The 14,810-nt window shown below is 71.9% G+C and carries 12 protein-coding genes; 6 read left to right on the forward strand and 6 right to left on the reverse strand.

The genetic code is table 11. The features are described from left to right. Positions 1–13: 13 nt before the first annotated feature. The 5 genes from ETU37_RS10210 to ETU37_RS10230 form a co-directional block, all read right to left on the reverse strand. Positions 14–1,321, reverse strand: a complete 1,308-nt coding sequence (locus ETU37_RS10210; protein WP_129987189.1) for a hypothetical protein — start codon at positions 1,319–1,321, stop codon at positions 14–16. Positions 1,322–1,394: 73 nt separating this feature from the next. Continuing rightward, a complete protein-coding gene (locus tag ETU37_RS10215) occupies positions 1,395–3,308 on the reverse strand; it encodes a hypothetical protein (protein ID WP_206053845.1) in 1,914 nt (637 codons plus the stop codon). A gap of 86 nt (positions 3,309–3,394) precedes the next feature. Then, positions 3,395–4,759: an MBL fold metallo-hydrolase gene (locus ETU37_RS10220; RefSeq protein WP_206053846.1), complete on the reverse strand. Its 1,365-nt coding sequence runs from the start codon at positions 4,757–4,759 to the stop codon at positions 3,395–3,397. Positions 4,760–4,845: 86 nt separating this feature from the next. After that, a complete protein-coding gene (locus ETU37_RS10225) occupies positions 4,846–6,267 on the reverse strand; it encodes an NAD(P)/FAD-dependent oxidoreductase (RefSeq protein ID WP_129987191.1) in 1,422 nt (473 codons plus the stop codon). Beyond that, complete coding sequence (locus ETU37_RS10230; RefSeq protein ID WP_129987193.1) at positions 6,252–6,734, reverse strand: Lrp/AsnC family transcriptional regulator; 483 nt, start codon at positions 6,732–6,734, stop codon at positions 6,252–6,254. The genes ETU37_RS10225 and ETU37_RS10230 overlap by 16 nt, the downstream gene beginning before the upstream one ends. Before the next feature lie 206 nt (positions 6,735–6,940). Between ETU37_RS10230 and ETU37_RS10235 the strand changes: the two genes are divergently transcribed. Genes ETU37_RS10235 through ETU37_RS10255 form a run of 5 tightly spaced genes read left to right on the forward strand, consistent with a single transcriptional unit; the run spans position 6,941 to position 12,447 of the window. Continuing rightward, the gene (locus tag ETU37_RS10235) at positions 6,941–8,170 is read left to right on the forward strand and encodes a polyamine ABC transporter substrate-binding protein (RefSeq protein WP_129987195.1); all 1,230 of its coding nucleotides are present in this window, start codon (positions 6,941–6,943) and stop codon (positions 8,168–8,170) included. Positions 8,171–8,172: 2 nt separating this feature from the next. Further along, entirely contained in the window at positions 8,173–9,333 is a 1,161-nt protein-coding gene (locus tag ETU37_RS10240; RefSeq protein WP_129987339.1) for an ABC transporter ATP-binding protein, read from the forward strand. Next, on the forward strand, positions 9,330–10,250 hold the full coding sequence (locus ETU37_RS10245; RefSeq protein WP_129987197.1) for an ABC transporter permease: 921 nt from the start codon (positions 9,330–9,332) through the stop codon (positions 10,248–10,250). The genes ETU37_RS10240 and ETU37_RS10245 overlap by 4 nt, the downstream gene beginning before the upstream one ends. Further along, positions 10,250–11,050 (forward strand): ABC transporter permease, encoded by an 801-nt coding sequence (locus tag ETU37_RS10250; RefSeq protein ID WP_129987199.1) that lies wholly within the window; start codon positions 10,250–10,252, stop codon positions 11,048–11,050. Before ETU37_RS10245 ends, ETU37_RS10250 begins: the two co-directional genes overlap by 1 nt. Further along, a complete protein-coding gene (locus ETU37_RS10255; protein ID WP_129987201.1) occupies positions 11,047–12,447 on the forward strand; it encodes an NAD(P)/FAD-dependent oxidoreductase in 1,401 nt (466 codons plus the stop codon). The genes ETU37_RS10250 and ETU37_RS10255 overlap by 4 nt, the downstream gene beginning before the upstream one ends. 1 nt (position 12,448) lies before the next feature. Here ETU37_RS10255 and ETU37_RS10260 read toward each other — a convergent pair whose 3' ends face one another. Further along, positions 12,449–13,291, reverse strand: coding sequence for an aldo/keto reductase (locus ETU37_RS10260; protein WP_129987203.1), 843 nt, complete (start codon positions 13,289–13,291; stop codon positions 12,449–12,451). A gap of 51 nt (positions 13,292–13,342) precedes the next feature. On the opposite strand from ETU37_RS10260, the gene ETU37_RS10265 reads away from it, so the two are divergent. Beyond that, positions 13,343–14,623, forward strand: coding sequence for an HNH endonuclease signature motif containing protein (locus ETU37_RS10265; protein ID WP_129987205.1), 1,281 nt, complete (start codon positions 13,343–13,345; stop codon positions 14,621–14,623). The last annotated feature ends 187 nt before the right edge of the window (positions 14,624–14,810 follow it).

The raw sequence follows: 14,810 nt of genomic DNA on the forward strand, positions 1-14,810 counted from the left end.
ACGTTTCTCCTTGTCACTTGTCACTGCGAGGGACGGGCTGCTCCGGGGCGGCGAGCGGGCCGCTGACGCGGGTGACCGTGCCGCCGGGGAACCACGCGACGTCGGACTGGTGGGTCGCGTGGCCGGAGCTCGCCGGCAGGTACGCCGCCCGGGAGGCGGCGTACAGGCTGGCCGGCTCGGGTCCGACGACGCCGCGGGCCTGCGCCCACGCCAGGAAGCCGGACCCGGTCGGCGTGCTCCCGGGGAGCAGCCGCTGCAGCGCGCCGGTGAACCGGACCGCCTCCTCGCCTCGGACGTCGAAGCGGAGCGGCAGCACGACGCCGGGGACGGCGTCGACGAGCTGCGGGGTGAGCAGCCAGGGCGCGAGCCACACGCCCTGGTCGTGGACCGCGCCGCGTCGTTGCGCGCGGGCCGTGGTGGCGAGGACCTCCGCGCCGGCCGTCCAGCCGGACGTGACCAGGAGGGCGCTGCCGGGCCGGGGCCTCGACGGGTCGACCTCGTCGGTGCCGCGCACCGGGAGGCCGGCCGCGGTCGCGGTCCGGCGTACGACGTCCCCGGCCGCCCGTCCGCGGGCCGAGTCGTCGCTGCTGAGGGTGAGCACCCGGGCGCCGCGGTCGGCGAGCAGCCGGACCACCTGGCGCAGGGCGTCGGCGTCGGCCGTCCCGAGCGCGTCGCTGGGGCAGGGCGCCGCGTCGGTGCCGCCGGCCATCCGGGCGGAAGCCTGGGCGACGGCGCACTCGGCGCCGTCGGCGCGCGTGGTCGTCGCGGGGGAGGCCGGGGTGCCCGAGCCGGTGTCGACCGGGAACGGCACGCGGTGGTCCCGCCCGTGGCTGACCAGCACCTGGCCGGCGCCCTCGGGCAGCCGCACGCGTGCCCACAGCCCGCCCACTCCCGGGCGGGGGGAGGCGCGCACCGACGGCCCGTCGGCGAGCCCGACGGTGACGGGTGCGCCGTCGTGCGAGCCGCCGCGCGCCGTGACGGTGTGCCGTCCGGTCCCGTTCATCGACCGGGTGTCGACCCGGACCAGGTTCGGGCCGGGTCGCGCCGGCGTGACGGTGACGGTGAACAGCACGTCGTCGTGCACCTGGCGCGCCACGAGCGGCTGTCCGGGGACGAGCTCGCCGCCGAGCACCTCGACCGCGGCCTGCCGTTGCGACCCGACCTGGTCGAGGGTGTCGCCCGACCCGTCGGGCGCGAGCGGCGCATAGGCGGGCAGCGCATCCGGGGTGGGCGCGGCGGCGGGAGCCACCGCCGTGCGGTCGGTCCGGGGCAGGACCAGGGCGGCGGTCACCACGGCCGCGACGGCGACCGTCGCGACCACGATGCGGGGGAGTGCCCCCGGGCGGGGGGCCGGCGTCGGCCGGCCCCCCGCACGGGTGGTGTCACTCGGCTGGTCAGTCGACGATGTCATCGTCGGCGGTGACGAACAGCATCGAGTGCGGCTTCGCCGGCCCGTACTCGCCGTGCGGCCAGGCCGCCCGGTCGAAGTCGATGCACGGCGTCCCGGTCCGCTCGTCCCGGAACTCCTCGTCCAGGCTGAGCGTGCCGTCCTCGGCCTGGTCGGCGACGCACACGCGGTGGTCGCCGTTCAGGCCGGTGCGGGCGACGAAGTAGTTGGCGTAGGCCAGCCGGTCCGGGCTGGTCGTCTCGCGGTACTTCCCGTCCGCTCCGAGCTCGAGGTTGTCCAGCGCGCCCCAGTGCGGCTGCCCGGGAGCGGGCAACGTGTCCACGATGGCGGGGCAGTCGCTCTCGTCCCCACCCGCGGTGACCTCGTCGAGCGTGTCGATCGAGCACTGCGGGGAGTCCCCGGACGCGAGCAGCTGCTGGATGTCGAGCACGAGGATGTACGGCGCGGAGCCGGGGTCGTCGCCGCTGGCGGGACGGCCCATCACCGCGTGGTACAGGTACCTGTCGTCCGGGCTGGTCTGCACCCAGCCGCCGTTGGAGCCGCCGCCGTACGGGTTCGCGCTGCCGGCGTGCTTGTTGGAGGCGGTCAGGTCGAACACCTCGCGCCACTCCGGCTTGTCGGCGGTGATGTCGGGGGCGTAGTAGATCGCGCCGCCCTGCATCGTCTGGGCGAAGGCGCCCTTGTGCTCCGGCAGGTTCGTCACGGTGGTCTCCATGACGGCCCGGTTCTCCTCGTGGTGGGCCACCAGTCCCTTGCGCGGGCCGTCCGGGAGGAACGACACCGCCTTCAGCTTCGGGTGGTCCTTGTCGGAGATGTCCCAGGTGCGGACGGTCGGGCGTCGCAGGTACGACGACGGCGCCTGCACCGGGTTGAGGATGATGTTGCGCGGCTCGTTGTAGTCGCTGGTGACGAGGATGTCGAGGTCCTCACGAGCCTGGATGCCGTGCGGGTTGGCGCACGTCGACTGCGGCAGCAGCGGGATGTTGTCGCACCGCTCCGTCGTCTCGGCGGTCTCCGGGGTCGCCGGAGCCTCGCTGATGGTCTTGCCGTCCGGGTCGAGCCGGACCACCTCGCCGGGGCTGCCGCCGAAGCCGTTGCCGACGCGCGTGGAGCCGTCGGTGTAGGTGCACGGACCGGGCAGGTCCGGGCCGCCCATGTAGGTGCCGTAGGCCCCGCCGTCCTCGGTGACCCAGTAGGCGTCCGGCACCGAGCCGCAGAGCGTGTCGGTGGGCAGGTTGACGCCCTTGATCGACAGCTCCGGCAGCTGCGACACGTCGAACACGTAGGTCACGTCGGTGAACAGCCCGCCGGCGAAGATGTTGTCGCCCTTGTGCCAGACGTACTGCATGTGGTGCGGCTCGTTCTCGACGAGCGGCCCCACCGTGGCGGTGTTGACGACCTCGCCGTACGTCGGCGAGCCCTTGGTGGCGTCCACGACGGCGAGGAAGTCGGGTCCCGGCAGGTCCTTCTGGCCGACGGTGTCCGGCCCGACGGTGCCGGGGAGCGTGGTCAGCTCCTTGCCGCTCTTGTCGGCGACGTTGACGTCGCCGGCCCAGACGATCAGGTACTCCTGGGCGGTGCCGTCCTCGGCGGTCGCCTCGACCTTCTGGGTGTCCAGGTTGTTCTGGACCCAGTAGCTCTTGCCGTCGCTGCCGGTGATGGTCGACTTCTTCTGGAGCACGTCGCCGACGGCGCCGACGGTGCTGCCGATCGTGCCCGTCACGGTGCCGGTCAGGTCACCGGTCGTGTCGCCCGTCGGGTCGCCGAGGCCCCCGAGGTCCTCGAGCGGGCTGGTGAACGACGTCGCCGCCACCGGGGTCACGCCCAGGGCCAGGGGGACGGCCAGGGCGAGTGCGGTCCCGGCGACGAGCCGTCGCGGGGACAGTCTTCTTCTGTGCATGCAGAACCTCCGAGAGAGAGCGGGCCGGAGCCCACAGGTTCATGTCAACAAACACAAGTAACTTAGTGCAGTTTGACGGGGGAACGTCAACCGTCCGTCGTCGTGAGTGAGACGCCCGCCGCGGCGGACCGCTCCACGTCGTCGTCCACGTGCACGACGGGACGGCCCGCGGCGTGCAGGAGGGAGGCGCCGATCGACGCCCGGTAGCCGCTCCTGCAGTGCACCCACACCTCCCCGTCCGGGAGTGCCTCGTGGTCCGGGACGAGCTCGTGCAGCGGCACGTTGACCGCACCCGGCACGTGGCCGTCGTCGAACTCGTCCCGGCCGCGCACGTCCAGGACGAAGGGTTCGCCGTCGGTCCGCGCGTCCGCCAGGTCCTCCCAGCGCAGGCGCCGGTAGCCGGGACATCCGGTCGCCGGCTCGGGTCCGGGGTGCGGCTCGACCTCGCCGACCGCCACGTCGTCGACGCCGATCCGTTGCAGGTCCACGACGGCGCGCTCGAGCGGCTCGGTGTCGTCGGCGACGAGGACGAGGCGCTGGCCCCAGGGTGCGAGCCAGCCGAGGTACGTCGCCGCCTGGTCGCCGTACTCCACGCCCCACGAGCCCTCGTGGTGCGCGCGGGCGTAGGCCTCCCGGTCCCGGAGGTCGACGAGACGGGCACCGCCCGCGACGGCCGACCGGACGCCGGCGGGGTCGAGCGGCGCGGGCGCCGGAGGCGGCGGAAGCTGGTGCCGGTTGAGCTCGGCCATGTGCTCGTAGTAGCGCGGGTAGGCGCCGAACCCCGCGAGCAGGCCCCGGACGAACGTGTCCTCGTCCTCGGTGGTGAGGGCCGGGTTCGTGGCGGCCTGGTCGGCGAGCGTGGATCCCTCCGGGGTGTCCGCCGTCGTGGAGGCGCAGAAGCTGCCGAAGCCGTGCGTGGGCAGCAGCCGGGTCTCGCCGGGCAGCGTGTCGTGGAGCCGGCGCACCGAGCGGTGCTGGGCACGCGCCAGCGGCTCGGCGAGCTCCTCTCCGAGCAGGTCCGTGCGCCCGACGGTGCCGAACAGGAGGCTGCCGCCGGTGAACAGCGCGGGCGCCTCGCCGGCGTCCGTCGTCACGAGGAAGGCGAGGTGCTCCGCGGTGTGCCCTGGCGTCGCGATCACCTCGACCTGCAGGTCGCCCACCTGCACCTTGTCGCCGTCGAACACGGGGGAGCGGAGGAAGCGGAGCGGCGCTGCGGCCGCCACGAGGTGCCGGGCCCGGTGCCGGTCGGAGAGCCGTCGCGCGCCGGACACGAAGTCGTTGTGCACGTGGGTCTCGGCGACGGCGACGATCCGGACCCCGGCCTCCTCTGCGGCGGCCTCGAGCGCCTCGACGTCGCGGGGTGGGTCGATCGCCAGCGCGTGGCGGCCGTCGTGGGCGAGGTAGCTGCGGTTGCCGAGCTGGCTGACCGGCACGGTGACGACCTGGGGCACGGCTCCTCCTGAGCGCTGACGAGTGTTAGACGACCAAGTTACTCATATTCAGCCGTCGTGCGCAGCAGGCGCGGTGGACGCGAGGGTCAGTGGCCGCCGACGAAGGGTGCCATCGCGCGGGCGAGCACGCTCGGCCTGCCGGTCAGCCGCTCCTCGGCGTCGGCGATCGTCATCACCCGCAGGCCGGCGTTGACGCCGAGCCAGCGCAGCGGCTCCGGCTCCCAGCGGCGCGACCGGTGGCCGACCCAGGGGAGCCGGGTCAGCTCGGTGTCGTGGCCGAGCACGAGGTCGCGCAGGGTGCGGCCGGCCAGGTTGGTGGTGCCGACGCCGTCGCCGACGTACCCGCCGGCCCAGGCCAGCCCGGTGACCCGGTCGAGACCGACCGACGCGCACCAGTCACGGGTGATGCCGAGCGCGCCGCCCCAGGCGTCCGTCCACGAGACGCCCTCCAGGGCGGGGAGCATCGCGGTCGCGCTCGCGCGCAGCCGCGCGAACACCGCGGGCTCCTGGTCGAACGCGGGGTGGGTGCGCGAGCGGAAGTGGTACGGCGCGCCGCGGCCGCCGAACACCAGCCGGCCGTCGGCGGTGCGCTGCCCGTAGACGATCAGGTTGCGGTGGTCGCTGAACGTCTCGCGGGCCGCCAGCCCGATCCGGGCCCAGACGTCGTCGGGCAGCGGCTCGGTGGCGACGACGAGCGAGTAGACGGGGACGACCGTGCGGCGCTCGCCGTCGAGCCCCGGGGTGTAGCCCTCGGTCGCGCGGACGACCACGTCGGCCCGCACGGTGCCTCGGTCGGTGCGGACCAGGTGCCGCTCGATGCCGAGCGCGCGGGTCTGCTCGTGGACGGTGCCGCCGAGCCGCTCCACGGCCCGGGCCAGCCCGCGCACGAGCCGGGCCGGGTGGACTGCCGCGCAGTCCTCGGTGTAGGTCCCGCCGACGGTGCCGGCCGCGGCCAGCCGGGTGCGGGCCTCCCGCGCGTCGAGCAGCCGCACGTCGCGCTCGTCGCGGCCCCAGGACCGGGCGTGCTCGACCTCGGCCCGGGCGGAGCGGAGCTGGGCGAGGTTGCGCGCCACCACGACCGTGCCGCCCTTACGGGCCTGCGCGTCGATGCCCTCGGCGTCGGCGACCCGCAGCACCTCGTCGACGGTCGCGCGCATCTCCCGGTGCTGCGCGAGTGCTGCCTCGCGGCTCGACCCGGGTAGCCGGGCCAGGGCCGCGAGGCTCTTCGGGAACAGCGCGGAGCACCAGCCGCCGTTGCGGCCGGAGGCGCCGAACCCGGCGACCTCCGCCTCCAGCACGACCACCCGCAGGGTCGGGTCGGCCCGCAGCAGGTAGTAGGCGGTCCACAGGCCCGTGAAGCCGGCACCGACGATCGCGACGTCGGCCTCCCGGTCACCGGGCAGTGGCGCCCGCGGCGTCCAGTCCTCGCCGGCGGTGGCATGCCACAGCGAGAGCCCGTCGTACGACGGGGTCAGGCGGGTCGTGCGAGTGCTCAGCGCACACCCCAGGAGTAGGTCTGCTTCTTCAGCTTGAGGTACATGAACGTCTCGGTGGACACGACGCTCTCGATCGCGCGGATCTTGGTCGACAGCACCTCGAGCAGCGCCTCGTCGCTCTCGCAGACCACCTCGACCAGCAGGTCGTAGGAGCCGGCGGTGATGACGACGTAGTCGACCTCCTCGAGCGCGGCGATCTTGTCCGCGATCGGCTCGAGCTCGCCCCGGACCCGGATCCCGATCATCGCCTGGCAGGCGAAGCCGAGCTCCAGCGGGTCGGTCACGGCCACGACCTGCATGACGCCGCCCTCGATGAGCCGCTGGACGCGCTGGCGCACGGCAGCCTCGCTCAGGCCGACGACCTTGCCGATGGCGGCGTACGAGCGCCGCCCGTCCTGCTGGAGCTCCTCGATGATCGCCTTGGAGACGTCGTCGAGCACGACAGCGTTCCCGCCGTTCTTCCCGCTTCGTGCGTTCATGGGGGGATAGTGGCAGGGGAACTGAGAGCCGTCAAAGAATCTGCCCTCACAAACCATAGGAATTCGTTGCGGGGAGGTTACGTGTCCACCGAATCCCTTGTGGGCACCCCCTGCCTCTGACAGTATCCACACCAGCCGCCTCGGTCGCAGCGCTGCACCGTGCCGGTCTGTCAGCTGCCCCCGTGCTGAGGGAGGACCGTTCCTCGATGTCCCACGACCGACTCGCTCTCGAAGCCCTCGTCCGGGCCCAGCTGCGCTCCGGCCGAGGCCTGAGCCGCCGAGGCTTCCTGCGCGGCGCGAGCCTCGCCGGCCTCGCCGTCGGCGCGCCCTCGCTGCTGTCCGCCTGCGGCACGCCGGCCGCCCAGCAGACCGAGGCCAGCTGCCAGACCGAGGACAAGTCCGCCACGGAGAAGACGCTGGCCATCTCCAACTGGCCGCTCTACATCGACGAGGCCAAGAAGAACGGCCAGACCGTCTACCCGACCCTCCAGAAGTTCGAGAAGGAGAGCGGGATCAAGGTCGACTACACGACCGACTACAACGACAACAACGAGTTCTTCGGCATCGTCCGCAACCAGCTCGCCGACTGCCAGCCCACCGGCCGCGACATCATCGTGCCGACCGACTGGATGGCCGCGCGGATGATCGACCTCGGCTGGATCCAGGAGCTCGACAAGTCCAAGCTGCCGAACGTCCAGGCCAACCTCGCCGAGAGCCTGCGCAGCCCGAGCTGGGACCCCGAGCGCAAGCACTCCGTCCCGTGGCAGAGCGGTCTGACCGGCATCGCCTACAACGCCGACCTCGTCGACGAGGTCGGCAGCTTCGAGGACCTGCTCACCCGCTCCGACCTCAAGGGCAAGGTGACCCTGCTGTCGGAGATGCACGACACGATGGTGTTCCTGCTGCTGATGACCGGCGCCGACCCCGAGGACTTCACCGAGGACGAGTTCGGTACGGCGATCGACCGGCTCGGCGAGGCCGTCGACGCCGGCCAGATCCGCGCGTTCACCGGCAACGACTACGCCCAGGACCTGGTCAAGGGCAACGTCGTCGCCTGCGAGGCCTGGTCCGGCGACGTCATCCAGCTGCAGTTCGACAACCCGAACATCAAGTTCGTCGCGCCGGAAGAGGGCCTCTCGCTCTGGAGCGACAACATGATGGTGCCCAACCAGGGCTTCCACAAGGCCAACGCCGAGGCCTGGATGGACTTCTACTACCAGCCGGAGGTCGCCGCCGAGCTGGCCGCGTGGGTCAACTACATCTGCCCGGTCCAGGGCGCCCAGGACGCGATGACGAAGATCGACCCGGACCTCGCCGAGAACCAGCTCATCTTCCCCACCTCCGAGACGCTGGCCAACGGCTACGACTTCATGGCGCTGGACACCAAGACCGAGCAGAAGTACCAGCAGATGTTCGCTGACGTGATCGGAGCGTGACGATGGCCGACGGGCGCAGTGCGGGTGCCGACCTCACCCTGACGGGGGTCACCAAGCGGTTCGGCGGCTTCGCCGCCGTCGACGACCTCGACCTCGAGGTCGCCTCGGGCCAGTTCTTCGCCCTCCTCGGTCCGTCGGGCTGCGGCAAGACCACGACGCTGCGGATGGTGGCCGGGCTCGAGGAGCCGACGGCGGGCACGATCACCATCGGCGGCGACGACATCGGCCGGCTCAAGCCCTACAAGCGCCCGGTCAACACCGTCTTCCAGAACTACGCGCTGTTCCCGCACCTCAACATCTTCGAGAACGTCGCCTTCGGGCTGCGCCGGCGGGGCGTCAAGGACGTCAAGAGCCAGGTCGACGACATGCTCGAGCTGGTCGAGCTCGGCGGCTACGCCAAGCGCCGGCCCGCGCAGCTCTCCGGCGGCCAGCAGCAGCGGGTGGCCCTCGCCCGGGCGCTGATCAACCGGCCCCAGGTGCTGCTGCTCGACGAGCCACTCGGCGCGCTCGACCTCAAGCTGCGCCGGCAGATGCAGATCGAGCTCAAGCGGATCCAGACCGAGGTCGGCATCACGTTCATCCACGTCACCCACGACCAGGAGGAGGCCATGACGATGGCCGACACCGTGGCCGTGATGAACAAGGGCGTCATCGAGCAGATGGGCGCGCCGGCCGACCTCTACGACAACCCCGCCACGACGTTCGTGTCGAACTTCCTCGGTCAGTCCAACCTGGTGAAGGCCTCGATCCTCGACACCCACGGCGACGCCCTCGTCGTGGACGTCCAGGGGACCCGGATCGCGGCACCGGTCGCCCGCGCCCGCCGTACCGACGGACAGGTGTGGGTCGGCGTGCGGCCGGAGAAGGTCTTCCTCGGCGCTGCCGGCGTCGAGGAGGGCAGCTACGACGACAACGTGCTGCCCTCCGGGACCGTCACGGACGTCAGCTTCATCGGCGTCAGCACGCAGTACCTCGTGAAGATGCCCTGGGGCCAGGAGCTCACCGTCTTCGAGCAGAACACCGGCGCCCGGGAGCAGTTCCGGGTCGGCGACAAGGTCGACCTGCACTGGGTCGCCGCCCACACGTTCCTCCTCGACGCCGACCAGGACGCCCACGCCGGTGACGAGACCTACGCCGCGCTGAGCGGAGCGCCCACAGCATGAGTGTCGCCCAGTTCGGCGGACAGGTCGCGGCCGAGGCGGGCGGGCCGGGTGCCGGCGAGGTCGAGCAGGAGCGCCGTCGCGGCCGCGTCGGCTACCTCCTGCTGCTTCCCGGCCTGCTGTGGCTGGTGATCTTCTTCCTCGTTCCGACCGTCCAGCTGGTCGCGACCGGTCTCTACGACCCCAACGGCTCGCTCGACACCGGCTACGCCATGACGTGGTCGTTCTCCAACTACTGGGACGTCCTGGTCCAGTACCAGGAGCAGTTCCTCCGCTCCTTCGGCTACGCGCTGATCGCCACGATCGCCTGCATCTTCCTCGGCTACCCGCTGTCCTACGCGATCGCGTTCAAGGCCGGCCGCTGGAAGAACCTCATGCTGGTGCTGGTGATCGCGCCGTTCTTCACCAGCTTCCTCGTGCGCACGCTGGCGTGGAAGTCGATCCTCTCCGACAACGGCTTGATCGTGGAGACGCTCAAGACCCTCCAGCTGATTCCCGAGGACGGCCGGCTGCTCGCGACGCCCGTCGCGGTCGTCACCGGCCTGACCTACAACTTCCTGCCGTTCATGGTGCTGCCGCTCTACGCGAGCCTGGAGAAGATCGACCCACGCCTGATCGAGGCCAGCAAGGACCTCTATGCCAGCGGCGTGACGTCGTTCCGCAAGGTGACGCTGCCGCTGTCGGCGCCCGGCCTGGTCGCCGGGACGCTGCTGACGTTCATCCCGGCCGCTGGTGACTACATCAACTCCGAGCTGCTCGGTACGCCGCAGCAGCGGATGATCGGCAACGTCATCGACAACCTGTTCCTCGTGCAGCTCGACTACCCGGCCGCCGCGGCGAGCTCGGTGCTGCTGATGGTGGCGATCGTCTGCCTCGTCGTTTTCTACGTCCGCCGGGCCGGGACGGAGGACCTGCTCTGATGTCGCGCGTCGGACGCTGGGTCAGCGAGCACGTGGTCATGGTGATCGCGCTGCTGGTGCTCTGCTACATGTTCCTGCCGATCTTCTTCGTGGTGCTGATGTCGTTCAACGCCCCGACGAGCCGGCTCAACTACGAGTTCCAGGCCTTCACCTGGGACAACTGGCTCAACCCGTGCGCGCCGGCCGGGATGTGCGAGTCCGTGGTGAAGAGCATCGAGATCGGCTTCCTCGCCACGGTGTTCGCGACGATCCTCGGCACCCTGGTGGCGTTCGCCCTCGTGCGGCACCGGTTCCGCGGGCGTGCCGGGACGAGCCTGCTGATCTTCCTGCCGATGGCGACGCCCGAGGTGGTGATGGGCTCGTCGCTGCTGGCCCTGTTCACCACGGCCGGGCTGGCCGGCACGCTGGGCTTCTGGTCGATCCTCGTCGCGCACATCATGTTCTGCCTGTCGTTCGTGGTCGTGACGGTGAAGGCCCGGCTCGCCGGCCTCGACTCGCGCTTCGAGCAGGCAGCGATGGACCTCTACGCCAACGAGTGGCAGACGTTCTGGCGGGTGACCTTCCCGCTGGTGTTCCCCGGCATCCTGGCCGCGGCGCTGCTGGCGTTCTCGCTGTCGTTCGACGACTTCATCGTCACGAACTTCAACCACGGCAACACGATCACCTTCCCGATGTTCGTGTGGGGCGCCAACCAGCGCGGCATCCCGCCGCAGGTCAACGTGATCGGCACCGTGATGTTCGCGATCGCCCTCCTGCTCGTGCTCAGTGGGGGAGTCCTGCAGCGGCGCCGCGAGCGATGACCCGGCACACCCACCCGGCGCTCGTCGACGCGGCGCCGGAGGTGTACTGGCTCGACGACCCGGCCCGCCCCGCGGCGCTCCCCGCGCTCGACCGTGACGGCACGGCCGACCTGGTCGTGGTCGGCGGCGGGTACGCCGGGCTCTGGACCGCGCTGCGGGCCAAGGAACGCGACCCCGGGCTCGACGTCGTCGTGCTGGAGCAGGACCGCTGCGGCGACCAGGCCAGCGGCCGCAACGGCGGCTTCGCGTCCGCCAGCCTGACCCACGGGCACGGCAACGGGCTCGCCCGCTGGCCCGAGGAGCTGACCGCGCTCGACCGGCTCGGCGCGGAGAACCTCGACGGCATCGGCGCGACGGTCGACCGTTTCGGCATCGACTGCCACTGGGAGCGCACCGGCGAGCTCACGACCGCCGCCGCCGCTCACGAGGTGGACGACCTGGCCGAGCTGGCCGCGTCGCTCCGGGCAGCGGGTCACGACGTCTCGCTGCTCGACGCCGCGCAGACGCAGGCGCGTGTCGCGAGCCCGACGTACCTCGGCGGGCTGCTGGAGCCGCACGCCACCGCGATGGTCGAACCGGCCCGGCTGGCCTGGGGACTGCGCGACGCGTGCGTGCAGCTCGGCGTGCGCGTGCACGAGCGCACCTCGGTCCGCGCGGTCGACCGGGACGGCGCCGGTCTGCGTGTGCACACCGACTACGGAGAGCTCCGCGCGGCGAAGGTGGTGCTCGCGACCAACGCGTTCCCGTCGCTGCTGCGCCGGCTGCGGCTCTACACCGTTCCGGTCTACGACTACGCGCTGATGACCGAGCCGCTCTCGCCCGAGCAGCGCGCCGCGGTCGGCTGGTCCGGCCGCGAGGGGGTCGGCGACGCGTCGAACATGTTCCACTACTACCGCCTCACCCGCGACGACCGGATCCTGTGGGGCGGCTACGACGCGGTCTACCACTACGCCAGCCGGATCGACCCGCGTCTCGAGCAGTCCGGCCGCACCCACGCGCTGCTGGCGTCGCAGTTCTTCGAGGTGTTCCCGCAGCTCGAGGGGCTCCGCTTCACGCACCGCTGGGCCGGCGTGATCGACACGTGCACGCGCTTCTCGGCGTTCTACGGGACGGCGTACGACGGCCGCCTCGCCTACGCCCTCGGCTTCACCGGCCTCGGTGTCGCGGCGACGCGCTTCGCCGCCGACGTCATGCTCGACCTCCTCGGCGGAGCCGACACCGAGCGCACCCGCCTCCGGATGGTCCGCGAGAAGCCGCTGCCGTTCCCGCCCGAGCCGATCCGCTTCACCGGCGTCCAGCTCACCCGGTGGTCGATGGCGAAGGCCGACCAGAACGCCGGGCGGCAGAACCTCTGGTTGAAGGCCATGGACAAGGTGGGCCTGGGCTTCGACAGCTGAGTCAGCCCAGGAGGGCCAGGTCCTCCTCACCGAGCGCGAGGTCGCCGGCGGCGAGGTTCTCGACCAGGTGGTCCGGGTTGCCCGTGCCGGGGATGGCGAGCACGTGCGCGCCTTGCGCCAGCGTCCACGCCAGCCGTACCTGGGCCTCGGTGGCGCCGTGGCGCGCGGCGACTGCTCGGACCGCGTCGGTGGTCGCGACCCCGCCGGCCTCGCGGCCCTCCCCGGCCAGCGCGAAGAACGGCACGAACGCGATGCCACGCTCGCCGCACGATCGCAGCAGGTCGTCGTTGGCCCGGCCGAAGTCGACGCCGTAGCGGTTCGACACGGCGGCGACCGGTGTCAGCGTCACCGCCTCGTCGACGAGGGGTGCACGCACGTTGGACAGGCCGATGTGCCGCAGCAGGCCCTCGTCACGCAGCTCGACCAGCACGCCGAGGTGCTCGGCGATCGAAGGCAGCCCGTGCTGGCGCAGGTAGACGAGATCGAGGTGGTCGCGGCCCAGGTCGCGCAGGTTCTCCAGGACCAGGTCGCGGAGCTGGTCCGGCCGCGCCATGCCGTCGGCGACGGGGCCGACCTTGGTGGCGATCAGCAGGTCCTCGGGGTATGGCGACAGCGCCTCGCGCAGCATCGCGTTGGCCCAGCCCAGCGTGCGCATGCCGTTGAAGCCGAGCTCCGGCGCGGGCTGCGACGGGTAGAACGTCGCGGTGTCGATGTGGTTGACGCCCAGCTCGACGACGCGTCGCAGCAGCGCCAGGACCTCGCCGCGGTCGCCGTACAGCCTCTTGGCCCCGAAGCCGATCCGTCGTACGTCGTGTTCGCCCAGCCGCCACGTCCCGAGAGTCACCCGGCGAGGCTACGACACCGAAACTGTCGGTCCTCGATGATCGAATGAGTCATGGCAGCGCACCCGGCACCCGAGCAGGCGGACTCTCCCGCCGCGGTGCTGGCTGCCGTCCGGTCGGCGCGTGAGGTTGCTGACCGTGAGGAAGCCCGGATCCTGGCCCTCGCCGTGGACTGGGCTGCGATGCACTCGACCGACCGGCCGGTTCTCCTGGCCGGAGCCGGGACACCTGAGGTGGACGAGTTCTGTGTCGCGGAGCTCGCCTCGGCCTTGCGGATCAGCACCGACGCCGGCCGGTCGTTGCTGGCCGAGGCGGTCGAGCTCGCGCATCGGCTACCGCAGACCTGGCGGCGGGTCCGGGCCGGTGAGCTGCCCGCGTGGCGTGCCCGGCGGGTCGCCCGTTCCACGATCGTCCTGCCCCGTGAGGGTGCCGCCTTTGTGGACCGGCAGGTCGCGCCGTTCGCGCACAGGGTCGGGCTCGCGCAGCTGGACCGGTTGGTCGAGGAGGCGCTGGTCCGGTTCGAGCCCGACCTCGCCGACGCCCGCCGCCGCGCGGCCGCCGACGGCCGGCACGTCACGGTGCACACCGACCAGGTCGGCTACGACGGCACCGTCCACGTCGAGGGCGACCTCGACCTCGCCGACGCGCTCGACCTCGACGCCGCCCTGATCACCGGCGCGGCTCGGTTGGCCGACCTGGGCTGCACGGACTCGCTCGACGCGCGTCGCGCGCACGCGCTCGGAGAGCTCGCCCGCGGCACCGACCCGACGCTGCCGCTGCCCGGCCGTGAGGTCGTACTGCACGTCCACGTGACCGACGGAGCGCTCACCGACTGCGACGCTTCAGGACCTCACCTGGCCCGGGTCGAGAACACCCGTTCCTTCGTCGACGCCGAGCAGGTCCGCACCTGGTGCGGCACCCCTGGCACCACCGTCACCGTCCGGCCGGTGCTCGACCTCGACGAGCACCTGTCCGGCACGGCCTACGAGACCCCGGACCGGCTCGCCGAACAGGCCACCCACGTCGACGGCACCTGCGTGTTCCCGTGGTGCTCGCGGCCGGCGCGGTCGGCCGACTGCGACCACGTCCACCCGCATGCCGAGGGCGGGACCACCTGCTCGTGCAACATCGCCCGTCTTTGCCGGCGCCACCACCGCCTCAAGACCCACACCGCCTGGCACTACACGGTGCTCGAACGCGGCAGCTACCTGTGGACCAGCCCGCACGGACTCAGGTTGCTCCGCGACCGCACCGGCACCACCGACGTCACCCGCCCGGATCGCCTCGACCGCGGATTCGGCAGCGGACACCTCCTACTCGTCCCCGACCCGTAGCCACCACGCCCCCGCACCCCGCCACGGGCGGGGCCGTCGGCATGCGTGGTCGACGTCGCCGGGTGACTGAGCCGGGTTTCAGAGCCGGGACCCAGTGATGACCGTCGTCCAACGCGCGCGAGGTGCGCCGGCGGTTCCCACCGTGACGGCATACAAGTGGCCGGGCCCAGCCCCAGCGGCGATCCGA

The organism is Nocardioides iriomotensis (assembly GCF_004168035.1).
GTDB classification, from domain to species: domain Bacteria; phylum Actinomycetota; class Actinomycetes; order Propionibacteriales; family Nocardioidaceae; genus Nocardioides_B; species Nocardioides_B iriomotensis.

Coding starts and splice junctions, on each gene's coding strand:
- ETU37_RS10215 (WP_206053845.1), bottom strand. CDS start 3,308: ATGCACAGAAGAAGACTGTCCCCGCGACGGCTCGTCGCCGGGACCGCA.
- ETU37_RS10230 (WP_129987193.1), bottom strand. CDS start 6,734: ATGAACGCACGAAGCGGGAAGAACGGCGGGAACGCTGTCGTGCTCGAC.
- ETU37_RS10235 (WP_129987195.1), top strand. CDS start 6,941: ATGTCCCACGACCGACTCGCTCTCGAAGCCCTCGTCCGGGCCCAGCTG.
- ETU37_RS10240 (WP_129987339.1), top strand. CDS start 8,173: ATGGCCGACGGGCGCAGTGCGGGTGCCGACCTCACCCTGACGGGGGTC.
- ETU37_RS10245 (WP_129987197.1), top strand. CDS start 9,330: ATGAGTGTCGCCCAGTTCGGCGGACAGGTCGCGGCCGAGGCGGGCGGG.
- ETU37_RS10250 (WP_129987199.1), top strand. CDS start 10,250: ATGTCGCGCGTCGGACGCTGGGTCAGCGAGCACGTGGTCATGGTGATC.
- ETU37_RS10255 (WP_129987201.1), top strand. CDS start 11,047: ATGACCCGGCACACCCACCCGGCGCTCGTCGACGCGGCGCCGGAGGTG.
- ETU37_RS10265 (WP_129987205.1), top strand. CDS start 13,343: ATGGCAGCGCACCCGGCACCCGAGCAGGCGGACTCTCCCGCCGCGGTG.